Source organism: Massilia sp. DD77 (genome assembly GCF_036961685.1).
Taxonomy (GTDB): Bacteria; Pseudomonadota; Gammaproteobacteria; order Burkholderiales; family Burkholderiaceae_D; genus Telluria.
In genome coordinates this window covers 1-19343 of record NZ_JBAMDH010000016.1, presented here as the reverse complement: position 1 = coordinate 19343, position 19343 = coordinate 1, and the positions used below count along the sequence as shown (strand labels likewise).

Here is a 19343-nt window from a genome sequence, read left to right as displayed (position 1 = left end):
CGTGTCCTACTCCGTGCGCGCTTGCCAGGCGCGGATCAGGGGCAGCGAATCCACGTCCCAGGGCCGGTAGCGCGGATTGAAATAGTGCAGGAAATCGAGGGCGGTACGCGTGAGCACGCCGCGCCGCCCGAACAGATACGCGGCGAAACCCAAGTGGGCGCGCGGCTTGAACAGCAGGCCGTCCTTCCAGTACAGGTAAGTCATGCGCAGGGCGATCCCCGGCAGCATGACCGCCCCCAGCAGCAGGACCATGCCCGCCACCTGCGCCACATAGCGTCCGCCAAGGAAGCGGAACACGTCGTAGCACACGGCCTTGTGCGCCAGCTCCTCCACCGCATGCCATTCCCACAGTTCGAACATGGCTGGATCGCAGTCCTTGAACCAGGCGTCCGGCTCTTCCAGCCCGTATTGCGAGAAGGCGGCGGTCCAGTGCTCGACCGCCACGAACAGCGCCAGGAACAGGCTGCGCGGCAGGCGCCGCGCAAAGAAGGTGAACAGGCCGCGTTCCCAGGCCTCGATCTTCGCCAGGGCCGGATAGTCGCGGTGCAGGCGCTCCACATTGAAATGCGAGTGGGCGGTGCCGTGGGCCGCTTCCTGGTCGCAGAACTGGCGGACCTCCCGCGCCAGCTTGGGGTCGTGGATCTGGGCCACCAGCGGCATCAGGCTGCGGATGGCGCAGAACTCGATGTTGGGCAGGAGGCTCGACATCGTGTTCCAGAAATGGCTGCGCGGGGCCGAGCCGCCGTTCCAGCTGGCGGGCTCGCAGCTTGAAAAATCGAAGCGCGGGGTCGGGAAAGCCAGTTCCACGGGTGTGCTGCTGTGGCGCATCTCGCGTTGGTCGTGCATCACGCCGCCTCCTTCTGTGGGCTGCCGGCGCGGTAGGCGTCCAGGCGCGGATGGATCACGCGGCGCCACAGGAAGGGCACCAGGGTCAGCAGGAACAGCAGCGGGTAGGACAGGGGCAGGCGCGGGCTGTGCGGCGTGCAGCGCAGTTCCCCGTAGGGCTTGTTCGGATTGATGTGGTGGTCCGAATGCTTCTGCACCGAGATCAGCACCAGGTTGCTGAAGGGGAGGTCGCAATCCCAGGCATGGCGTTCGGACACCGCTTCCATCCGCCCCTGGGCGTCGACGCGGCGCTCCAGGCCATAGTGGCCGATGTAGTTCATCATTTCCAGCACCAGGATGCCGATCGCCGACTGCAGCAGGAAGAACACCAGGGATCCGGCGCCGAACAGCAGGGCGATGGCCGTGGCCCAGCCCAGGCTGAGCCCATAGCCGAGCAGGTTCTCGAGCACGATCTTGCGCCGGAACAGCGACGCGCGCGCCACCTGGCCGCCCTTGGGCCCCCACCAGCCGAACAAATTCACCGCCACCGCGCCCGGCAGGAAGGCGTACAGCGACTGCCCGTACTTGGCCGAGGTCGGGTCGCGGTGGGTGGCCACCAGCAGGTGGTGGCTGTGCACGTGGGCCAGCTTGGCGCCCGAATAGATACTGGTCGAGAACAGCATGGTGCCGACCACGCGCTCGAAGCGGCTGCCATGGTGGATCAGCTCGTGCGCCGGGTTCTGGGCGTACAGCGCCGACAGGATGCCGGCGATGAACAGCACCGTGCCGGCCTCCCACCAGGCCAGTTCATGGCTGGCGATGAACCAGGCGAAGAAGAAGATGTTGCAGACCTGGAGCGGAAGGCTGAGCAGGACGATCAGGAGCTCGCTCACCGGGCGTTCCGGGGAGGGATCCGGCCGCTGCCTGCGCTTGCGCGCCGCCAGCGTGTCGGCCAGCGGCACCACGGCGAAGATGAAGGCGATCGCGGCCCAGGCGAAGGCCAGGTCCCCGTGCTCGCGCGACCACAGGAACCAGGTCGCGTACAGCACCAGCGCCGGCAGGAAGAATACGATATATGGCGACATGGTGAAGTGATCCGTCCTTACAGGCCGATGCGCTGCATCCTGGTCGCGTGCTCCTGCTGGATCTGTTCCATCAGGATGTAGGCCTGGTCCTTCTCGGACACGTCGCGCATCTTGCGGCCCTGGAAGATCTCGATGTCGCCCACTTCGTCCATGTACTGGTCGGTCACCAGCTGGTAGAGGTGAATGTAGTGCGCGATCGAGGATTCGAACACGGCCGTCATGAGCTGGTGGAATTCGTGGGCCAGCTTGATCATGCGGTTGCGCGATTCGTCGCCCAGGCGGGTGTAGCGGCTGATGATGGCTTCGCCGAAGCGCACGTGGTGCACCTCGTCGGCGAAGGCGCCGCGGATCAGCTGGGTCAGGCTCGGATCGAACACCGACCAGTAGGCCGACTCGTAGCGGTAGATCGGGTAGGCCATGCCTTCCAGGACGATGTTGTGGGCCATCATGGCGGCCGCGAAGTCGCCTTTGTCGACCTGCTCGCAGATCAGGTCGTAGAAGGCGCGCAGCTCCTTGGTGGTCATGTCTTCCATCAGCTGGTCGCGCTGTTCCGGCGACACGCCGAACTGGGCCAGGCGCTGGCAGAACACCTCGTAGTGGCGCGACTCGTCGACCACCTGGGTGGCCAGGAAGATCTGCGAGGCCTCGTCCGGTGCGTGCTGCATCAGCTTGGCGATGCCGGTGTAGGAAATGCGCTCGGCGGTCAGGAAGGTGGCGATGTCGAGCTTGTAGATCTGGTTGACCAGCTTGTCCTCGTGCACGGCGCGGTGGGTCACGCCCACGCCCGGGCTGATGCCGTAGTTGGTGTCCTTCAGGGTGCGCCATGCCGCGCGGCCCAGCCAGTGCTGCACGTCGAAACGGGAGGCATCCCAGTCGTCCGCGCAGAATTTCTGCTGGGGGTCGATGGCGGTGGCGGTGGTGTCGATAGCCAGTGCCGGTGCGGTCATGTCGTTCATTGTGGTTTTCCTTGGGGATTTGCTGAAGTACTGCGCAGGGAGGTTCGGAACAGGTAGACGCTGATGGCGCCGATGGCCAGGCATTCGCCCAGCAGGATGATGCGTGCGGTCGCGGCCTGCGGATCGGCCATCACGCCGACCGCGGTCACGGCCAGGAAGGCCAGGGTGGGCCAGACCACCAGCGGATGCAGGGGCTGGCGGATGCCGCGGCCGGCCGGCAGCTTGCGCATGCGGGTCCAGGCCAGCAGCACGCAGACGTAGACGGCGGCCAGGTGGAAGCTGAACAGCATGCTGAGCGATTCGGCCAGGGCCGGCATCGACATCAGGGGCGCCATCGCCAGCACGCCCACCGATACCGCCAGCATGGCGTTGCGCGGCGCCAGGCGGTCGCCGTGGAGCTGGGCGAACCAGGCCGGCAGCTCGCGCTCGCGCGCCAGGCTGTACAGGATGCGGGCCGCGCCCGACAGGCCGACGTTGAAGGAGCTCAGCACCGCCAGCAGGCCGACGATGGTGGCCAGGTAGAGCGCCGTCGGCGAACCGAGGGTGCGCGCCAGCTCCAGGTGGGGCAGGGCCAGGCTGCCCAGGCTGCCCGCCGCGAAACGCGCCTGCAGCGCGGTGCCGAACAGGCCGTAGAGCAGGGCGATCAGGGCCACCGCGCTGACCAGGGCGACCGGCAGGGTGCGGCGGAAGGATTCGTGGCGCGCCACGTACAGGATCGCCCACTCGACGCCGACGAACAGGAACAGGGCACGCGGCACCGCGTCCAGCAGCTGGACCGGGGTCGTGGCCGGCGCGGCGACGGGGCCGGGCAGGGCCAGGGCGGCCAGAGCCACCATGGTCGCCGCCACCGCCACCGTCATCAGCACCTGCAGCTGCAGCGAGAGCTCGAAGCCGCGCAGGTTGACGAACAGGACCGAGGCCAGCAGCAGCGCCAGCACGCCTTCCGCGACCAGGGGCGGCAGCACCTGCACCAGCATCTTGTGGCACAGGTAGACTTCGAGGCCGCCGATCAACAGCACCATGGCCACGTAGAACAGGGTGGCGGCCAGCGAGAAGCGGTTGCCGAAGGCGGCCTTGGTAAAGGCGCGGATGCCGATCGCGCCGGGGAAGCGCGAGGACAGCTCGGCGAAGGCCAGCACCACCACCGCCATGCACAGGCCGGCGATGCCGAGGGCGCCGAACAGGAAGCCGCCGCCGGCATACGGGAACAGCGAGACCAGTACCGTGTTGCAGCTGATGGTGATCGCCATGCCGGCGCCGACGGCGACCAGCATGACGGCTTCGCGCGAGCTTTTCACTTCAGATGCCCCACAGGATCAGGGCGATGGCGTCCAGCTTGACCTGGTCGCTCATCGGGCCGTAGATCTCGATCAGGCCGTCGTTATTGGCGCGGATGCCGTTGACGCGGCCTTCGAAGACGGCGCGGATGGTGGCCGCGTCGCCCACGATGCGCATCGCGCAGTCGTCGTTGGCGGCCGGTTCGGCGCGTTCGATGGCCTGGATGGTCCCTTCCTTGACGCGCAGGCGCCAGGAGGTCGCGGTGTCGCTTTCCTCCAGGGCGACATCGGTGTTCCAGCCTTTGACGATGCGCTGGATCTGGGCGTTGCCGTTGACCTGGTTCTTGAAGTTGTCGAGTACGTCGAGCATGGGAGTTCCTGTTCTTATTGGGCTTATTGGGCTGCCTGGCGGCGTTCGAGCTGCCAGATCGCCGATTCGTCTTCGTTCCAGTCGCTGGCGCCGCTGTAGTGGCGGCGCGCATGCAGCAGGCGCTCGTCGTTGGCTTCCAGGCCGGCGGTGGGCGGGTTCTTGCTGCGCGGGGCGTCGTGCACCCGTCCGCCGGTGCGGCATACCACGTCGAACAGCACGGCCGGCGGGGTGATCGTGAACCAGCGCATCTCGTTCCAGTGGTGGTGCCCCATGTGCTGGCGGCGGATATAGCGCATCACCGGACCCGGTTCGTAGGGCGAGTGCACGATCAGGTGCCACCACTCGAACATCAGGTAGCCCAGCATCAGGCCGGTGCACAGCGCCGCGGTATGCCATGCGTCACGGGTCACCGCATAGAACAGCACCACGTTCAGCAGCAGCGCCGGCAGGGTGTACCAGGTCGGCGTGAACAGCAGGTCCAGGCGGCGCGGCTTGTCGTGGTGGCCCAGGTGCAGGCGGTACAGCAGGCGGTACAGGAAGCGGTTGCGCGGGATCTTCCCGTGGAATACCCAGACGTGGCTGAAGTATTCCTCGGGCAGGTAGACCGCCCAGCCGATGGCCCCGTAGAGCAGCGCTTCCCAGGCCCCCAGGTGCAGGAAGGAAGCGATGCCGCAGCCGACCGCCAGCACGCCGTAGAACAGCACGCTGTGGTCGGAGAGGTAGGCGCGCCGCAGCGCGCCCAGGTAGATGGCTTGTGCACTCATTGTCAGTCGAGACCCGCTTACGGATTCAGGTTGGCGATGTTCTTCTCGGCGAAGCCCGCCGCCTGCAGGTCCAGTTCTCCCTCGGTGGTGGCGATGCAGTCAGAGAAGCCGTGCGACAGCGCCAGCTTGTAGATGCGCAGCGACTGGTCGTAGGGGATCCGGTTGCCCAGGCTGTACGACTGCTTGGCCCCGCTCATGGACAGCGCCACCGTCTCCGACAGGCAGGCCAGGTTCAGGGTCGCGTCGAAGCCGAGGATGTTGGCGCGGCCGAACTTGTAGGGCTCGACGAAGCGCACCACGCCGCCTTCGAACACCAGCACGTCCGGACGCTCCTCGCGCACGTTGGCCTTCAGGTCCGGCGGGCGGGCCGCGTCGCATACCACGGCCGCGTCGCGCAGCCAGGCCGGTTCGATGAAGCTGCGGCCGACGCTGGTGGCCGACAGCACGCCATTGGCGTTGCGGATCACCTGCTCGATGTCGACCGAGACCTCGATCGGGGCCGGGGACGGCAGGTTCTCCTCGACGATGCGGCGCACCGCGCGGTAGTCCGGGGCGCCGTCGCGCAGCACGATCTGGTTGACCCGCGCGATGACGGTCAGCGGTTCCTCGAGGTGGGTGCGCAGGTACTGGGCCAGGCCGATGGTCGAGCCGCGCTGCATCTGCATCAGCGCCTGGGCATAGATCTCGCCGGCGATCTCGCCGAGCTGGTCGATCGCCTGGGCGTTGGCCGAGTTGCCCACCAGGATCAGGGAAGCGTAGTAGGTCGACAGGTGGATCGCCGCCAGGCGGCCCACCGAGCCGGAGGCGCCGATCACCGCCACGCGGGCGTCGAAGCGGCTCTGGCCGGTCGCCACCAGGGCCTTGTGCAGGCTCTCGGCGCTGGCGATCGCGGTGAAGCTGTTGCCGGTGGTGATGGGGATGCCGGCGTCGGCGATGTCCATGCCGCCGCGCGAGATGATCGAGGTGAAGGCGCCCAGGCCGACGATGTCGGCGCCGACCGACTTGGCCGCCTCGACATACTGTTCCAGCAGGCGCATGCGGTGGGCCTTGGGCAGGCGCATCATGCGTTCCGGCGGCAGCGGGCAGGCGATCAGCCAGCCTTCGACGTAGCCGCCCAGCTTGGATTCGATGCGCGGCGCATGGAAGACCGGCGCCGGCTCGTAGCGGCGCGAGAACCAGCTCGCCATCCAGTCCTCGAATTCCTTCTTGTGCGGCTCGTCCAGGTCGATGATCGAGCGCGGCATGATGTTCAGCAGGTCTTCGCTCGAGGTCGGGTGGATCAGGAAGGCGAAGCTGCCCAGGCGCTCCGGCATCTTGCCCTCGATCGCGCCGTTCGGCACCAGGGCGATGTCGGCCGAGGCCTTGCCCGAGTAGCTCAGTTCTTCCGGCTGGCGGCCGACCAGGTAGGACAGCAGGCTGGAGAACTGCTTGCAGCGGATCAGGTGGGCGCACTCGTCCAGCGAGGCCAGCAGACGCTCGATGTGCTCGCGCTCGATGATCAGGGGCGGCTCGATGCGCAGCAGGTCCGGGCGGTTGAACAGCGGCGCCACCACGATCTTCGACACGTTCACCAGGTAGCCGCAGATCAGGGGCACGATGTAGCCCTGGACGCTGGCGTGCGCCAGGAAGTAGCTTTCATGGCCGGTGAATGGCTTGATGCGCAGGCTGTGCATCAGGCCCTTGCCCTGGTGCTGGCTGAACACGTCCGGGTATTTCTCGACCAGGGCGTCCAGGCCGGCATCCAGCACGGCGGCCATGTCGTCGACGTGGCGCAGCAGGGCGCCGTCGTTCTGGCGCAGCTGTTCCAGGGTGGACAGCGCCACGCGGCAGCCGACCTGGTTGTTGGCGAAGGTCGAGCTGTGGTAGTAGCCGAAGGCTTCGCTCCATGCGCTCTTGGTGCACAGGGTCGCGCCGATCGGCACCAGGCCGCCGCTCAGGGCCTTGGACAGGCACACGATGTCGGGACGCACACCGGGCACGCGCTTGATCGAGAAGTATTCGCCCAGGCGGCCCAGGCCGGTCTGGATCTCGTCCACGATCAGCATCGCGCCGTGCTGCTTGCACAAGGCGGCCACGCGCTGGATGTAGGCGTCGGACAGCGGCTGCATCCCGCCTTCGCCCAGCACGGTCTCGAGGATGAAGCCGGCGATCTCGTGTTCGGCGAAGGCCGCCTCGAGCTGCTCGAAGTCTTCCGGCTCGACTTTCACGCTCTGGGCGGTGCTGACCAGGAAGGGCTCGCTGTATACCGGGTTGCCGGTCACGGCCAGGGCGCCGGCGGTCTTGCCGTGGAAGCCCAGGTGCAGGCTGACGATTTTTTCGCGCAGGGTGACGGAGCGCGCCATCTTGAGCGCCGCCTCGACCGCCTCGGCGCCGCTGTTGGTGAAGACGGCATGGGCGAAGTTGTATTCCGGCTCGAGCTGGGTCAGTTCGCGCGCCAGCTCCTTGGCGGCGCGGGTGTAGAAGGGCTGCACCATGGACGGCTCGCCGCGGCCGGCGCACAGGGCGTCCCAGGACTGGGTCGGATTGTGGCCAAAGGGCACGGCGCCGTACTGGGCCAGGAAGTCGAGGTACTGGGTGCCGTCCTCGTCGAACAGGTACACGCCGTCGCCGCGGACCATGGTCTTGTCGAACTGGATGTGCCTGAGCAGGAAGTCCCGGTCCGGGTTCAGGTGACTGGTTGCGCTTGGTTTCATGGGTTGAACTGTTTTCCGAGATAGGTGAGGACGATGGCGACGGTGCCGGCGCTTGCGCTGAAGAACATCGATACGCGGTAGGCGAAGAAGATCGCCGCCTTTTCCGAGTCGAGCGCGAAGAACGCGCGCGGCCACAGCACCAGGCTGCCGTACAGGTGGCAGGCCAGCATCAGGAGCAGGCAGGCGCCCTTGGCGATGGCCAGCGGCGAAGTGGGCGCGACAGGACCCGTCAGGGACAGGGCGATGCCGGAACCCAGGGTCAGGGCGATCAGCAGGTAGAGCAGGGGCGCGGCGCGCGTGCCCTGGGCCTGCATCAGTTCGCCGTAGCGCACCGGGCCCTGCGCCTTGTACATCGGGAACAGCAGGGTCAGGTTGAAGTACATGGCGCCGATCCACGACAGCATCGCGATGACGTGGACCAGGACCAGCAAATCGTACAAAGTAAGCGCAGTGATCATCGCAACCCCGTTCAGATCGCGCAGACGTAGCTCATCGGCTCGATGCGGATGTCGTCCTTGTGGTGCGTACACAGGCAGCCTTCCGCCTTGTCGACGCCGAGCAGCGAGAACTCGTTGTTCAGGGCGTCGATGCGCAGCATCTTGCCGGCCAGGTTTTCGCCGATACCGAGCAGCAGCTTGATCGTTTCCACCGCCTGGAGCAGGCCGACCACGCCCGGCAGCACGCCCAGCACGCCGGCTTCGGCGCAGGACGGCGCCATTTCGGGCGGCGGCAGTTCCGGATACAGGCAGCGGTAGCAAGGCTCGTCCTCGCCCGCGGCGAAGGTCGTGACATAGCCCTCGAAGCGGTAGATCGCGCCGTGCACATTGGGGATGCCCAGCTTGACGCAGGCGTCGTTGACGATATAGCGGGTCTTGAAATTGTCCGAGCCGTCGACCACCAGGTCGTAGCCGTCCAGCAGCTCGAGCGCATTGGTCTCGTCCAGCAGCACCGGGTGCTTGATCACCTTGACCTGGGAGTTCAGGCGCCGGATCGAGGCCTCGGCCGAATCGACCTTGAGCTTGCCCAGCTGGTCTTCGCCGTGAATGATCTGGCGCTGCAGGTTGCTGCTCTCGACCACGTCCGGATCGACGATGCCGATGGTGCCGATGCCGGCCGCCGCCAGGTAGAGGGCGGTGGGCGAGCCCAGGCCGCCGGCGCCGAGCAGCAGCACACGGCTGTTCATCAGGCGCAGCTGGCCCTGTTCGCCCACCTCGGGGATCAGGAGGTGGCGCGAATAGCGTTCGCGCGCCTGGGGGCTGAGCTGCTGCGGCACGCGCACCGCCAGGCCGGCTTCCTTCCAGCCCTTGAAGCCGCCGCGCACGCTGTAGACCTTGGTGTAGCCCAGGTTCTGCAGGCTCTCGGCCGCGAACAGCGAGCGCAGGCCGCCGGCGCACAGCACGGCGAGCGGCTGGTCGAGGTCCTGGGCCAGGTGGTGCACGTTGAGTTCCAGCTGGCCGCGCGCCAGGTGCACGGCCTGTTCGGGCATGCCGCCCTTGATTTCCTCGCCGTCGCGTACGTCGAGCAGCAGGGCGCCTTCGCTGGTGACCATGCGCAGCGCCTGTTCCGGCGAAATCTCGGTCATGGCCTGGCGCAGGTAGGCGGCGCGTTGTTCGTAGCTCATGCTCAGCCTCCCGCGAAGGCGGTGACGATGTCCAGCTTGCCGCCCTGGGCCAGCGAGGTCTGCAGGCCGCCGGTCTTGGCGATGTGCTTGCCGTCGACATAGACATTGATGTACTTCTTCGGCGCGCTGCGGTCGGCTTCCAGCAGGCGTTGCGACATCGACGGTTCGATCTCGTCCAGCTTGAGCAGGGCGTCCAGCACGGTGTCGGCATGGCATTGGATCGAGGTGGCCCCCTTGGCGAACTTGCGCAGCGGGATCGGCAGGTGTACGTAGACAGTGCTCACAGAGACTCCATTCGTTTTGAAGTGGCGAGACCCAAGGGGCGAGAGCCCGAGAGGCTGCGAATTATTGTGGTTTTCCAGGAATGGATTATTTCCCCGTCGCCAAGTCTTGGATATAAGCCGGTTAGCCAGTGCCATGCACCCGGTTAGAGAGGACTAGTCCCCTCAGACTATTTTCCCGTTGCCCTGACGCAGCTAGTCTTCGGGTTGGTCCGGATTCCTGCCATCCCTCGGCAAGGCCTCCGGAAATGCACAGAACGGGAGAATCGATGTTAGGTTTGTTTCGGAAGAAGCCCAGGGAAGTCGCCAGGTTCGCGGTAAAGTTTCAACCAAGCAACACCGTGCTCGAACTCAAGCAAGGCGACAACCTGCTCGAGGCGGCCTTGCAGCAGGGCGTGGCGGCCCCATACAACTGCCGCGTCGGCGCTTGCAAGACCTGCCAGATCCGGGTCCTGGAAGGGCAGCCGAAGTCCCTGATCGAGCGCGAATACGTGTTCTCGCAGGAGGAGATCGCAGGCGGCGCCTACCTGGCCTGCCAGACTTCGGTGCAGTCCGACATGGTGGTGGCCTGGCATGCGGGCGCCATCGAGGAAACCGCGACCCTGAACGCGCGCCTGGTCGAGGTGCGCCGCATGACGGCGCGCATCCACCGGGTGCAGCTGCGCCTGGACGCCCCGCTGTCCTGGCGCGCCGGCCAGTTCGCGCGCCTGGTCCCGGCCGGGATGCCGGTCGACCCGCGCTGCTACTCGATGGTCGCCTCCGGCGAAAACGAGCAGCTGATCTCCTTCGACATCACCCATTACCCCGACGGCGCGGTCTCGTCCTGGATGACCGATACGGCCAATCTCGGCAGGGACGTGCTGGTCGAGGCGCCATTCGGCGAATTCGGCATCGGCGAAGCGTCCGTGGACAAGCCGGCGCCGCTGCTGTGCATCGCCGGCGGCAGCGGCCTGGGCGCCATCGGCGGCATCATCGCCGGCCATGCGCGCAGCATGGACGGCGGCGGCCCGCATGGCGGCCAGCCCGCCCCGGTGCTGCTGGTGATCGGCGCGCGCGACCGAGGCGAGATGTACGGCCTGGATGAGCTGCGCCGGGTGGCCGACAGCGCCCGGGTCCCGCTCCAGATCGACGTCGTGCTCGACCGCGAACCGGGCGACAGCGGCTGGCAGGGCCGGCGCGGCTACGTGGCCGAACACCTGCCGCAGATCCTGCGCCAGGCGGCCCAGGGCGACCCGCGCTTCTCCCAGCCGGACGACGCCTGGCGCGTGCTGCTGTGCGGCCCGACCCCGCTGGTGGACACCGCGATCGACGCCCTCAAGGGGGTCGGCATGCAGGCCGGCCAGATGGCCTTCGACAAGTACGAACAGCAGCGCGCCGCCTGACGGCGGCCTGCCTCCCAAGGATATGGACATGGACCATGTATAAATATTTCAAGCATTCCTACCTCACCTGCTGGATCGTTCCGGCGGCGGCGCTGACGGTGTTCCTGGCGCCGCAGTGGGCGTTCTTCATCCCGGTGGTGATCACCCTGCTCAACGCCGTGGGCGACATCCTGACACCGCCCGACCGCAGCGTGCCGGAGTACTCGCAGCACTGGATCCTCGACGCGATGGTCTACCTGTATGTGCCCTTCGTCTCGCTCTACATGTTCAGCCTGGTGTGGATCGTGTCGCCGGGCGACCTGCTCGGCCTGTCCGCCTGGGTAGCCGGCCTTTATCCGGTGGATCTGCTGGCGATCAAGGAAGCGGCCGGCCTGCGCGGCCTGCTGGCGAGCACCTTCGCGGTCGGCTACGTGCTGTCCTCGAATCACCTGTACGCCCACGAGCTGGTGCACCGCACCACCGACAAGATGGCGATGTTCACCGGGCGCTGGCTGCTGGCGATGGTGGGCGATGCCCAGTTCTCGATCTCGCACGTGTACGCCCACCACCGCAACGTCGGCACCGTGTTCGACGCCGCCACCGCGCGCCGCGGCGAATCGGTCTACAGCTTCTTCCTGCGCTCGACCATCGGCCAGTACGGCGAATCCTGGGAAATCGAGGGCCAGCGCCTGCGCAACCGCGGCAAGGCCTTGTTCTCGGTGCATAACCGGGTGCTCACCGGCCTGGCCATGACGGCCTTGCTGTACGGCCTGTGGTACCTGGCGGCGGGCCTCACCGGGGCGGCGGTCTACACCTTCGTGATCGTGCTGGCCAAGTTCCTGTTCGAGACCGTCAACTACATCGAACACTACGGCGTGGTGCGCGTACCCGGCACCCGGGTCGAACCGCGCCACAGCTGGGACTGCGACACGCGCATGTCCTCCAACGCACTCCTGAACCTGTCGCGCCATGCCGACCACCACGCCAACGCCCACAAGAAGTACTGGGAACTGGAAGCGGTCGACACGCCACTGCAGCTCACCTACGGCTACATCAGCACGATCGTCGTCGCGCTGGTGCCGTTCTGGTGGCATCGCTTCGCGGCGCCGCAGCTGGCCAGATGGGACCGTTTTTCCGCCACCCCGGAGGAAAAACTGCTGGCCGAAGAAGCCAGCCGGGCCAGCGCCCACCCAGTGTTCATGAGCGCAACCACGAAAGGAAACAGCCAATGTTCGCAAAATATATAGAGAAAGTCGTCCGCTGGCGCTTCCTGGTCATCCTGCTGACCGTGCTGGCCACGGTCTTCATGGTGTCCCAGATGCGCCACCTGAAGGTCATCGTCGATCCCAACCAGATGCTGCCGCAAAAGCATCCCTACGTGATCGGCACCAACTTCGCCGAGAAGGTGTTCGGTTCCAACTACGTGCTGGTGGTGGGCGTCTCGGCCAAGCATGGCGACATCTACCAGCCGGCCGTGCTGGAGCGCGTGCGCGCGATCTCGGAGGGGTTGGCGCGCCTGCCCAACGTCAAGCCCGAGACCCTGATGAGCGTCGCGGCCAAGCGCGCCAAGGGCATCGCCGGCGCCGAGGACGGCCTCGAGGTCAAGCCGATGCTGCACGGCGCGGAGATCAATGCCGAATCGATCGCCAAGCTCAAGTCCGCGATCGAGCGTAATCCGATGTACAGCGGCGTGGTGGTCTCGGAAAAACGCGACATGGCGGCCATCTCGATTGCCGTCGAAAAAGGCGCGAAGGGCTTCACCCCGACCCTGGAAGCGGCCTACAAGCTGACTGCCGCCAATACCGATGAACACGTACAGGTCTCGGTCAGCGGCACCCCGATGTTCGTCTATTACGTCGAAAAATACACCGCGCGCATGGCGCTGCTGTTCCCGATCGCCTTCCTGATCGTCGGCCTGCTGCACCTGGAAGCCTTCCGTACCTGGCAGGGCTTCTTCCTGCCGCTGGTGACGGCCCTGTTGTCGGTGCTGTGGGCGCTGGGCCTGATGGGCCTGTCCAAGGTGCCGATGGACGCCTTCAACGCCGTGACCCCGATCCTGATCCTGGCCGTGGTGGCGGGGCACGCGGTGCAGCTGCTCAAGCGCTACTACGAGGAGTTCGAGCTGGCCATCAAGCGCGGCCTGGCGCCCGCCCTGGCCAACCGCGAGGCCGTGATCCGCTCGATGGCCAAGGTCGGCCCCGTGATGCTGGCCGCCGGCTTCGTCGCCGTGGTGGGCTTCCTGTCGCTGATGTCCTTCGAGATCACCACCATCCGCAACTTCGGCATCTTCACCGGCCTGGGCATCCTGTGCGGCCTGGTGATCGAAATGACCTTCATCCCGGCCGTGCGTTCGTGGCTGAAGGCCCCCAAGCTGCGCACCAAGACACAGCGCTTCGACGTCCTGACACCGGTGATCAACCTGGTCAAGCGCGGCGCCGGTCCGCGCGCAGTCGGCAAGACCTGGCTGGCCTTCGCCCTGATCGTGGCCGTGTCCGCGTTCGGCGTGACCCGCCTGAAGGTGGAGAACTCGAACAAGAGCTTCTTCTCCGCGAACCTGCCGTTCCAGCAGGACGACAAGCTGATCAACGAGCGCATGGCCGGCACCAACACGCTGTACGTGATCTTCGAAGGCAGCGAGCAGGACGTGATCAAGGATCCGAAGGTGTTGCACCTGATCGAGGACACCCAGCGCTTCCTGGAAACCCAGCCTGGCATCGGCAAGACCATCTCGGTGGTCGACCTGGTCAAGCGCATGAACCAGGCCATGAACGCCGACGCGCCGGACCAGCTGGCCATCCCGAACAGCCGCGACCTGGTGTCCCAGTTCCTGCTGCTGTACTCGATGTCGGGCGAACCGGCCGACTTCGACCGCTATGTCGACTACAACTACCAGAACGCCAACATCACCGCCTTCGTCAAGTATGACAACAGCGGCGAGATCCAGAAGGTGATCGCGAACACCAAGGCCTACCTGGCGGAGCATGGCGACCCGCGCATCCAGATCCACTTCGGCGGCAGCGTGCCGCAGTCGACCGCGCTGTCCGAGTCGCTGGTGGACGGCAAGCTGCAGAACGTGCTGCAGATCGGCCTGGTGATCTTCGCGGTCTCGGCCCTGGTGTTCCGCTCGCTGCTGGGCGCACTGCTGGTCGTCACCCCGCTGGCCGTGACCGCCGTCGTCAACTTCGGCGTGATGGGCCTGACCGGCATCCCGCTGAACACCCCGAACGCGATCACCGCCCCGATGGCGATCGGTATCGGCGCCGACTATGCGATCTACCTGCTGTACCGCATCCGTGAAGAGCTGGGCCATCACGCCACCCTGGAAGCGGCGATCGACAGCGCCCTGGAATCGGCCGGCCGCGCCATCCTGTACGTCGGCACGGCGATTGCCGGCGGCTACTCGGTGCTGATGCTGTCCAAGGGCTTCAACATCCACATCTGGTCGGGCATCCTGATCGTGCTGTCGATGGTGGCCTCGGTCGTCACGACCCTGCTGCTGCTGCCGTCCATGATCCACGTGCTCAAGCCGAGCTTCCTGCGCAAGCGCGCAGCCAGCCACGCCCCGATGGCGGTCCCGGCGGGCAAGGCCGGCACCGCGCTGATGCTGGCGGCCAGCGTGGGCCTGGGTGCCGCGATGCTGCCGCAGGATGCGCAAGCCTCCAGCATGCAGGCGAACGAGCTGATGGAAAAGAACTTCGTGGCCAACCGTTTCGACAATTCGACCTCGAATGCGACCTTCCAGCTGATCAACAAGAATGGCGACCGCCGTGTGCGCGAGACCTTCGGCGCGACCAAGATGCAGGACAACGCCCTGGATACAAAGCGCGTGACCCGCTTCCTGTCGCCCTCGGACATCAAGAACACGGTGACCCTGCTGGTGGAGAAGAGCGGCGGCGACGACGACATGTGGATCTACCTGCCGGCGATGAAGAAGACCCGCCGCCTGACCTCGTCCAACAAGAACGAGAGCTTCGTGGGCACCGACCTGTCCTACGGCGACGTGATCGGCCACAAGGTGGGCGACTGGAGCCACAAGGTCGTCAAGACCGAGACCGTGGACGGCAAGGCCTGCACCGTGGTCGAGTCGCTGCCGAAGGACGCCAAGGTGGCCGCGCAGTCGGGCTATTCGCGCCGCCTGAGCTGGATCGACAACCAGTCCTACCTATCGTTGAAGACCGAGTTCTACGACGAGTCCAAGCAGCTGCTGAAGGTCTCGACCCTGGCCAACATCGTCAACGTCGACGCTGCCCGCCAGCGCTGGCAGCCGATGCACATGGAAGTGCAGAACGTGCAGACGGGCCACAAGACCGTGATCGACTGGAAGGAGTTCAAGGCCAACCAGGGTGTCAAGACCGAGTATTTCACGCCACGCTATCTTGAAAAAGAACTGTAATCCCCTTCGGGCCGCACTCGCGGCCCTTTTTGTCCTCCCTGCCGTGGCGCCGCTGGCTGCCGCGCAGGATGTGCAATTCAATGCCGCCCTGTCGGTCGGCGCCTGGAGCGGCAACCGCGTGCTGGACGACCGCCACGGCGTGCTGGCGCGCGCCTTCGCGGCCAGCGCCAGCGCCGGCCTGTCCGACAGTGTCCGCCTGAAGATGGACGGCACGGTCTACCAGTTTCCCCAGGAGCGCGGCGACGACACCCGCACCGCGCTGCGCGAAGCCTACCTGCAGTGGGATGGCGAGGAAACCCAGGTGCGCCTGGGCCCGCAGATCGTGGCCTGGGGCCGGGCCGACCGCGTCAACCCCACCGACAACGTGACGGCGCGCGACTACACCTCGCCGCTGGCGGTCGACGAGACCCAGCGCATCGGCGCGCCCGCCCTGAGCGTGATCCGCGAGCTGGGCGAGGCCGGGCGCCTGAGCCTCGTCGCCAAGCGCTTCCGCCCCAGCAAGGGGCCGAGCGACAACAATGAGCTTGGCCTGCCGGCGCGTGCGCACCACGATGAAACCGAATACGCGCTCAAGTTCGACCGCACCGGCGAGGCCTTCGACTGGTCGGTCTCGTACTTCGACGGCCTGGAAAAACTGCGTTCGCTGCAGCTGGTGCGCGGGGCGGGGGGGCGCATCCTGGGCGCCAGCCGCGGCTACGCGCCCCTGCAGGCCTTCGGCGTGGACGGCGCCGCCACCGTGGGCGAGTGGGGCCTGCGCGGCGAGCTGGCGCGCCTGCGCTACCGCGACACCCGCTACGGTACGACCGATGGACGCCTGTCGCACTGGTACGGCATCGTCGGCGTGGAGACCAACCTGCCGCACGCGGCCACGGCCAGCATCCAGTACTTCTTCCGCCATTTCGGCGAAGCGCCCGTGATCGGCGGCCTGGCGCCGGCGGAAGAAGCCCTGCGCCGCCGCCTGCGCATCGCCAACAACCAGTTCCACAAGTATCAGGACGGCTTCACCCTGCGTTACGGCCAGCGCCTGTGGAACGACCGCGTCGACTACGAGCTGGTCGGCATGGTGAACCTGCGCGAACACGACTACGCCATCCGTCCGCGGGTCAATGTGCGCTATTCCGACCACATCAAGTTCTCGGCCGGGGCCGATGTGTTCAGGGGCAGGGAAGAGAGTTTCTTCGGCAGCATCAAGAAAAACACCGTGGCGTTCGCGGAAGTCGTTTTCATCTACTAAGGACACATCATGCAAGTTCCAGCCAATATCCTGTCGCTCAAGAAGCGCGTCGTGGCCGAGATCGGCGACGACCTGGCCCGCCACGCCCCGGAAAGCTCCTGCCTGCTGCTGGACAGCACCGGGCCGAGTTTCACCCGCCAGTACATCGTGCTCAACGCCATCGGCATGGACCGCCTGGCGCGCTTCGGCGAGATTCACGCTTTCTCGGGCTCGGTGTATGCGCTGTTCGGCTTCATGGCCTTCGCCACCGGGCGCAACAAGGTGAGCATCGAATCGCTGTGCCACGAGGAAGCCGAGACCGTGTTCCGCAACCAGCACCATGTCGGCCGCTTCTCGGGCCTGCGCTCGATCGGCAAGCTGATGACCGGGCGGCCGGCCTTCGGCAGCGTCGATCCCCTGATCGCCTCGCTCGAATACATGTTCGGCGACTTCGTCGACCAGCCTTTTTCCAGCTTCGGCAGCAACATCCACGTCTACCTGGCCCAGTCCAAGAACGCGCCGCTGCTGGTGCTGTCGAATAATGCGCGCTGCTCGCCCGAGCTCGAAGCCCTGCGCGCGCTGCCGGTCAAGCACATCATCGCGATGGCGGCCAACGTGCCCATCGTCTACGGCGGCAGCCGCGCCGGCACGCCTTACTTCGACCCGGTCTACACCAGCCACTATGTGCCGACCCTGAAGCAGATCACCGCCACCGAGCGCCATACCCTGATCTCGACCCCGTGGCGCTCGGGCGAGAAGGACAACCGCCGCTACCTGAACTGCTACCCGAGCGGCAATGCGCGCTGGCTGATGCTAAAGGACTTCGCGCGCCTGGTCAGCGGCCAGCGCAACGTGTCCTGGAGCCGCGACATCTATACGGCGTTCAAAGTCGCTGCGTAAACCGAGAATAGTTCCATGCGGCAAGTTTTAGATGCTTGCCTCCATGCCGCATGGGTTTCTCTTGCTTTCATCTGGTTTGATCGGCATGCTTCTGTCTGACCGTGCGGCGAGCGCCGCCGGGCATCACGATGAAAGCTGACGGAAACATGACGAGCGAGGCGCCGCTTTACCGGAATCACGTACTGCTGTTGTCGCAGAACTTTACGATCAAGGATAACCAGCACGAGCTGCAGCTGCACGCCCATAAGTACGATTTCGACTTCCGGTTCTTCTGCGAAGTCAGAGATTTCGTCGCAGCCGTGGAGGCCGACACCGGCAACGGCCTGTACGTGATCGACCTCGACGCCCTGCACAACATGCAGTCGGACATGGAAGACAGGCGCAAGACCCTGATGCTGGGTGAACTGCTGCAGCGCCTGCCGGCCAGCCACAGCTACGTCTACCTGCAAAGCGCGCGCCAGGGCAGCCGCTTCCTGCTGCAGCAGCGCCTGGTCGACAGCAATTGCCTGGCCTATGCCGAAAAGCCGATCCCGAACGACGTCCTGGTCGACAAGCTGTTCAATCTCTTCATCCAGAAAAAACGCGGCGACCTGGTGCGCCTGATGGTGCTGGGCGAGGTGGCCGGCCTGGACGAGAACGCGCTGCTGCGCCGGCGCCTGGAGCTGGTCCGCCACCTGGACCCCCAGACCCTGCACCTGCGCGTGAAGGACGTCCAGCCCGAGATGGTCCTGATCACCGAGGCCGAGTTCGAGCGCAACGAAGCGATCGTCCGCATCCTCAAGAAAAACATCGAGGCCGATCCGGTGCGCGAGATCGTGCTGCTGCAGCAGCGCCTGGACGCCGGGCCGCATCCCGATCTGGTACGCCGCGCACTGGCGGGCGGCTTCGACGCCATCATGCAGGCCACCGAACCGGCGCTGCTGGCCGGCCAACTGATCAACCGCGCCGACAAGATCCGCGTCAACAAGGACCTGATCGGCAAGGATCGCGCCACCGGGCTGCTGAACAAGGTCGGGCTGCAGAAGAAGGCCCAGGAACTGGTGCGGCAGGCGGCGCGCGAGGACCGCTCGCTGACCCTGGGCGTGGTCGACATCGACAAGTTCAAGACCATCAACGACACCTGGGGCCACCATTTCGGCGACATCGTGATCAAGCGCCTGTCGCTGGCGCTGGCCCAGCACGTCGAAGAAGGCGACCTGCTGAGCCGCTTCGGCGGCGAGGAATTCGTCGTGGTGTTCTGGGACACCACCCTGGAAGAGGGGCGCCGCCGCCTCGACGCCATGCGGCGCTCCTTCTGCGACGTCGCCTTCGAGGTCGCGCCCGGCGAGGTGCGCCATTTCTCGTTCAGCGGCGGCCTGGCCGCCTATCCCGAGTACAAGAGCGAGAACGAGCTGTTCCTGCGCGCCGATGCGATGCTCTACGTGGCCAAGCAAAACGGGCGCAACCAGGTCTGCACCCATCCCGTCGCCGAGGCCGGGGCGCCCGGCTAGGGTCTGTCTGACTGAGTTCAGAGGAGCCATAACATAATTGTCGCCACGATCACTGCGGTGAGGTAGTTATGGCCGCGCTTGTCATAGCGGGTCGCGACGGCGCGGAAGTCCTTT

Annotated in this window: 16 protein-coding genes; 6 read left to right on the top strand and 10 right to left on the bottom strand. The window is 66.1% G+C overall.

Annotated elements, in window-relative coordinates; all coding sequences use genetic code 11:
• Nucleotides 1-6: 6 nt before the first annotated feature.
• From V7778_RS11190 to V7778_RS11145, 10 genes are read right to left on the bottom strand one after another with little or no spacing between them, the layout of a single operon-like run.
• Nucleotides 7-846, bottom strand: a complete 840-nt coding sequence (locus tag V7778_RS11190) for a metal-dependent hydrolase (protein WP_335555348.1) — start codon at nt 844-846, stop codon at nt 7-9.
• On the bottom strand, nt 846-1910 hold the full coding sequence (locus tag V7778_RS11185) for a fatty acid desaturase (RefSeq protein ID WP_335555172.1): 1065 nt from the start codon (nt 1908-1910) through the stop codon (nt 846-848). The genes V7778_RS11190 and V7778_RS11185 overlap by 1 nt, the downstream gene beginning before the upstream one ends.
• 17 nt (nt 1911-1927) lie before the next feature.
• Nucleotides 1928-2866 (bottom strand): Phenylacetic acid catabolic protein, encoded by a 939-nt coding sequence (locus V7778_RS11180; RefSeq protein ID WP_335555170.1) that lies wholly within the window; start codon nt 2864-2866, stop codon nt 1928-1930.
• Nucleotides 2863-4164: an APC family permease gene (locus V7778_RS11175; protein ID WP_335555168.1), complete on the bottom strand. Its 1302-nt coding sequence runs from the start codon at nt 4162-4164 to the stop codon at nt 2863-2865. Before V7778_RS11175 ends, V7778_RS11180 begins: the two co-directional genes overlap by 4 nt.
• A 1-nt stretch (nt 4165) precedes the next feature.
• Entirely contained in the window at nt 4166-4513 is a 348-nt protein-coding gene (locus V7778_RS11170; RefSeq protein WP_335555167.1) for a hypothetical protein, read from the bottom strand.
• A gap of 23 nt (nt 4514-4536) precedes the next feature.
• On the bottom strand, nt 4537-5277 hold the full coding sequence (locus tag V7778_RS11165; RefSeq protein ID WP_335555165.1) for a hypothetical protein: 741 nt from the start codon (nt 5275-5277) through the stop codon (nt 4537-4539).
• Between the two features lie 17 nt (nt 5278-5294).
• Entirely contained in the window at nt 5295-7970 is a 2676-nt protein-coding gene (locus V7778_RS11160) for an aminotransferase class III-fold pyridoxal phosphate-dependent enzyme (RefSeq protein ID WP_335555163.1), read from the bottom strand.
• Nucleotides 7967-8428 (bottom strand): hypothetical protein, encoded by a 462-nt coding sequence (locus V7778_RS11155; RefSeq protein WP_335555162.1) that lies wholly within the window; start codon nt 8426-8428, stop codon nt 7967-7969. Before V7778_RS11155 ends, V7778_RS11160 begins: the two co-directional genes overlap by 4 nt.
• A gap of 11 nt (nt 8429-8439) precedes the next feature.
• Nucleotides 8440-9591 (bottom strand): molybdopterin-synthase adenylyltransferase MoeB, encoded by a 1152-nt coding sequence (gene moeB, locus V7778_RS11150; protein ID WP_335555160.1) that lies wholly within the window; start codon nt 9589-9591, stop codon nt 8440-8442.
• A gap of 2 nt (nt 9592-9593) precedes the next feature.
• On the bottom strand, nt 9594-9875 hold the full coding sequence (locus tag V7778_RS11145) for a MoaD/ThiS family protein (protein WP_335555158.1): 282 nt from the start codon (nt 9873-9875) through the stop codon (nt 9594-9596).
• Between the two features lie 245 nt (nt 9876-10120).
• On the opposite strand from V7778_RS11145, the gene V7778_RS11140 reads away from it, so the two are divergent.
• From V7778_RS11140 to V7778_RS11115, 6 genes are all read left to right on the top strand, one after another.
• Nucleotides 10121-11254 carry a 2Fe-2S iron-sulfur cluster binding domain-containing protein gene (locus V7778_RS11140; RefSeq protein ID WP_335555156.1) on the top strand — a complete coding sequence of 378 codons (1134 nt, stop codon included), beginning with the start codon at nt 10121-10123 and terminating at the stop codon, nt 11252-11254.
• A 35-nt stretch (nt 11255-11289) separates the two neighbouring features.
• A complete protein-coding gene (locus V7778_RS11135; RefSeq protein ID WP_335555154.1) occupies nt 11290-12480 on the top strand; it encodes an alkane 1-monooxygenase in 1191 nt (396 codons plus the stop codon).
• Entirely contained in the window at nt 12462-15626 is a 3165-nt protein-coding gene (locus tag V7778_RS11130) for an outer membrane lipoprotein-sorting protein (RefSeq protein ID WP_335555152.1), read from the top strand. Before V7778_RS11135 ends, V7778_RS11130 begins: the two co-directional genes overlap by 19 nt.
• Nucleotides 15627-15696: 70 nt before the next feature.
• The gene (locus tag V7778_RS11125) at nt 15697-16860 is read left to right on the top strand and encodes a hypothetical protein (protein WP_335555150.1); all 1164 of its coding nucleotides are present in this window, start codon (nt 15697-15699) and stop codon (nt 16858-16860) included.
• Between the two features lie 9 nt (nt 16861-16869).
• On the top strand, nt 16870-17739 hold the full coding sequence (locus V7778_RS11120) for a hypothetical protein (protein WP_335555148.1): 870 nt from the start codon (nt 16870-16872) through the stop codon (nt 17737-17739).
• 128 nt (nt 17740-17867) lie between these two features.
• Nucleotides 17868-19229 (top strand): GGDEF domain-containing protein, encoded by a 1362-nt coding sequence (locus V7778_RS11115; protein ID WP_335555146.1) that lies wholly within the window; start codon nt 17868-17870, stop codon nt 19227-19229.
• Nucleotides 19230-19343: the final 114 nt, after the last annotated feature.

Bases quoted from the DNA above. Each gene is read 5' to 3' on its own strand.
- V7778_RS11120 (WP_335555148.1), top strand. From the start codon at position 16,870: ATGCAAGTTCCAGCCAATATCCTGTCGCTCAAGAAGCGCGTCGTGGCC.
- moeB (WP_335555160.1), bottom strand. From the start codon at position 9,591: ATGAGCTACGAACAACGCGCCGCCTACCTGCGCCAGGCCATGACCGAG.
- V7778_RS11140 (WP_335555156.1), top strand. From the start codon at position 10,121: ATGCACAGAACGGGAGAATCGATGTTAGGTTTGTTTCGGAAGAAGCCC.
- V7778_RS11180 (WP_335555170.1), bottom strand. From the start codon at position 2,866: ATGAACGACATGACCGCACCGGCACTGGCTATCGACACCACCGCCACC.
- V7778_RS11115 (WP_335555146.1), top strand. From the start codon at position 17,868: ATGAAAGCTGACGGAAACATGACGAGCGAGGCGCCGCTTTACCGGAAT.
- V7778_RS11170 (WP_335555167.1), bottom strand. From the start codon at position 4,513: ATGCTCGACGTACTCGACAACTTCAAGAACCAGGTCAACGGCAACGCC.
- V7778_RS11155 (WP_335555162.1), bottom strand. From the start codon at position 8,428: ATGATCACTGCGCTTACTTTGTACGATTTGCTGGTCCTGGTCCACGTC.
- V7778_RS11165 (WP_335555165.1), bottom strand. From the start codon at position 5,277: ATGAGTGCACAAGCCATCTACCTGGGCGCGCTGCGGCGCGCCTACCTC.
- V7778_RS11130 (WP_335555152.1), top strand. From the start codon at position 12,462: ATGTTCGCAAAATATATAGAGAAAGTCGTCCGCTGGCGCTTCCTGGTC.
- V7778_RS11135 (WP_335555154.1), top strand. From the start codon at position 11,290: ATGTATAAATATTTCAAGCATTCCTACCTCACCTGCTGGATCGTTCCG.
- V7778_RS11190 (WP_335555348.1), bottom strand. From the start codon at position 846: ATGCACGACCAACGCGAGATGCGCCACAGCAGCACACCCGTGGAACTG.
- V7778_RS11185 (WP_335555172.1), bottom strand. From the start codon at position 1,910: ATGTCGCCATATATCGTATTCTTCCTGCCGGCGCTGGTGCTGTACGCG.
- V7778_RS11160 (WP_335555163.1), bottom strand. From the start codon at position 7,970: ATGAAACCAAGCGCAACCAGTCACCTGAACCCGGACCGGGACTTCCTG.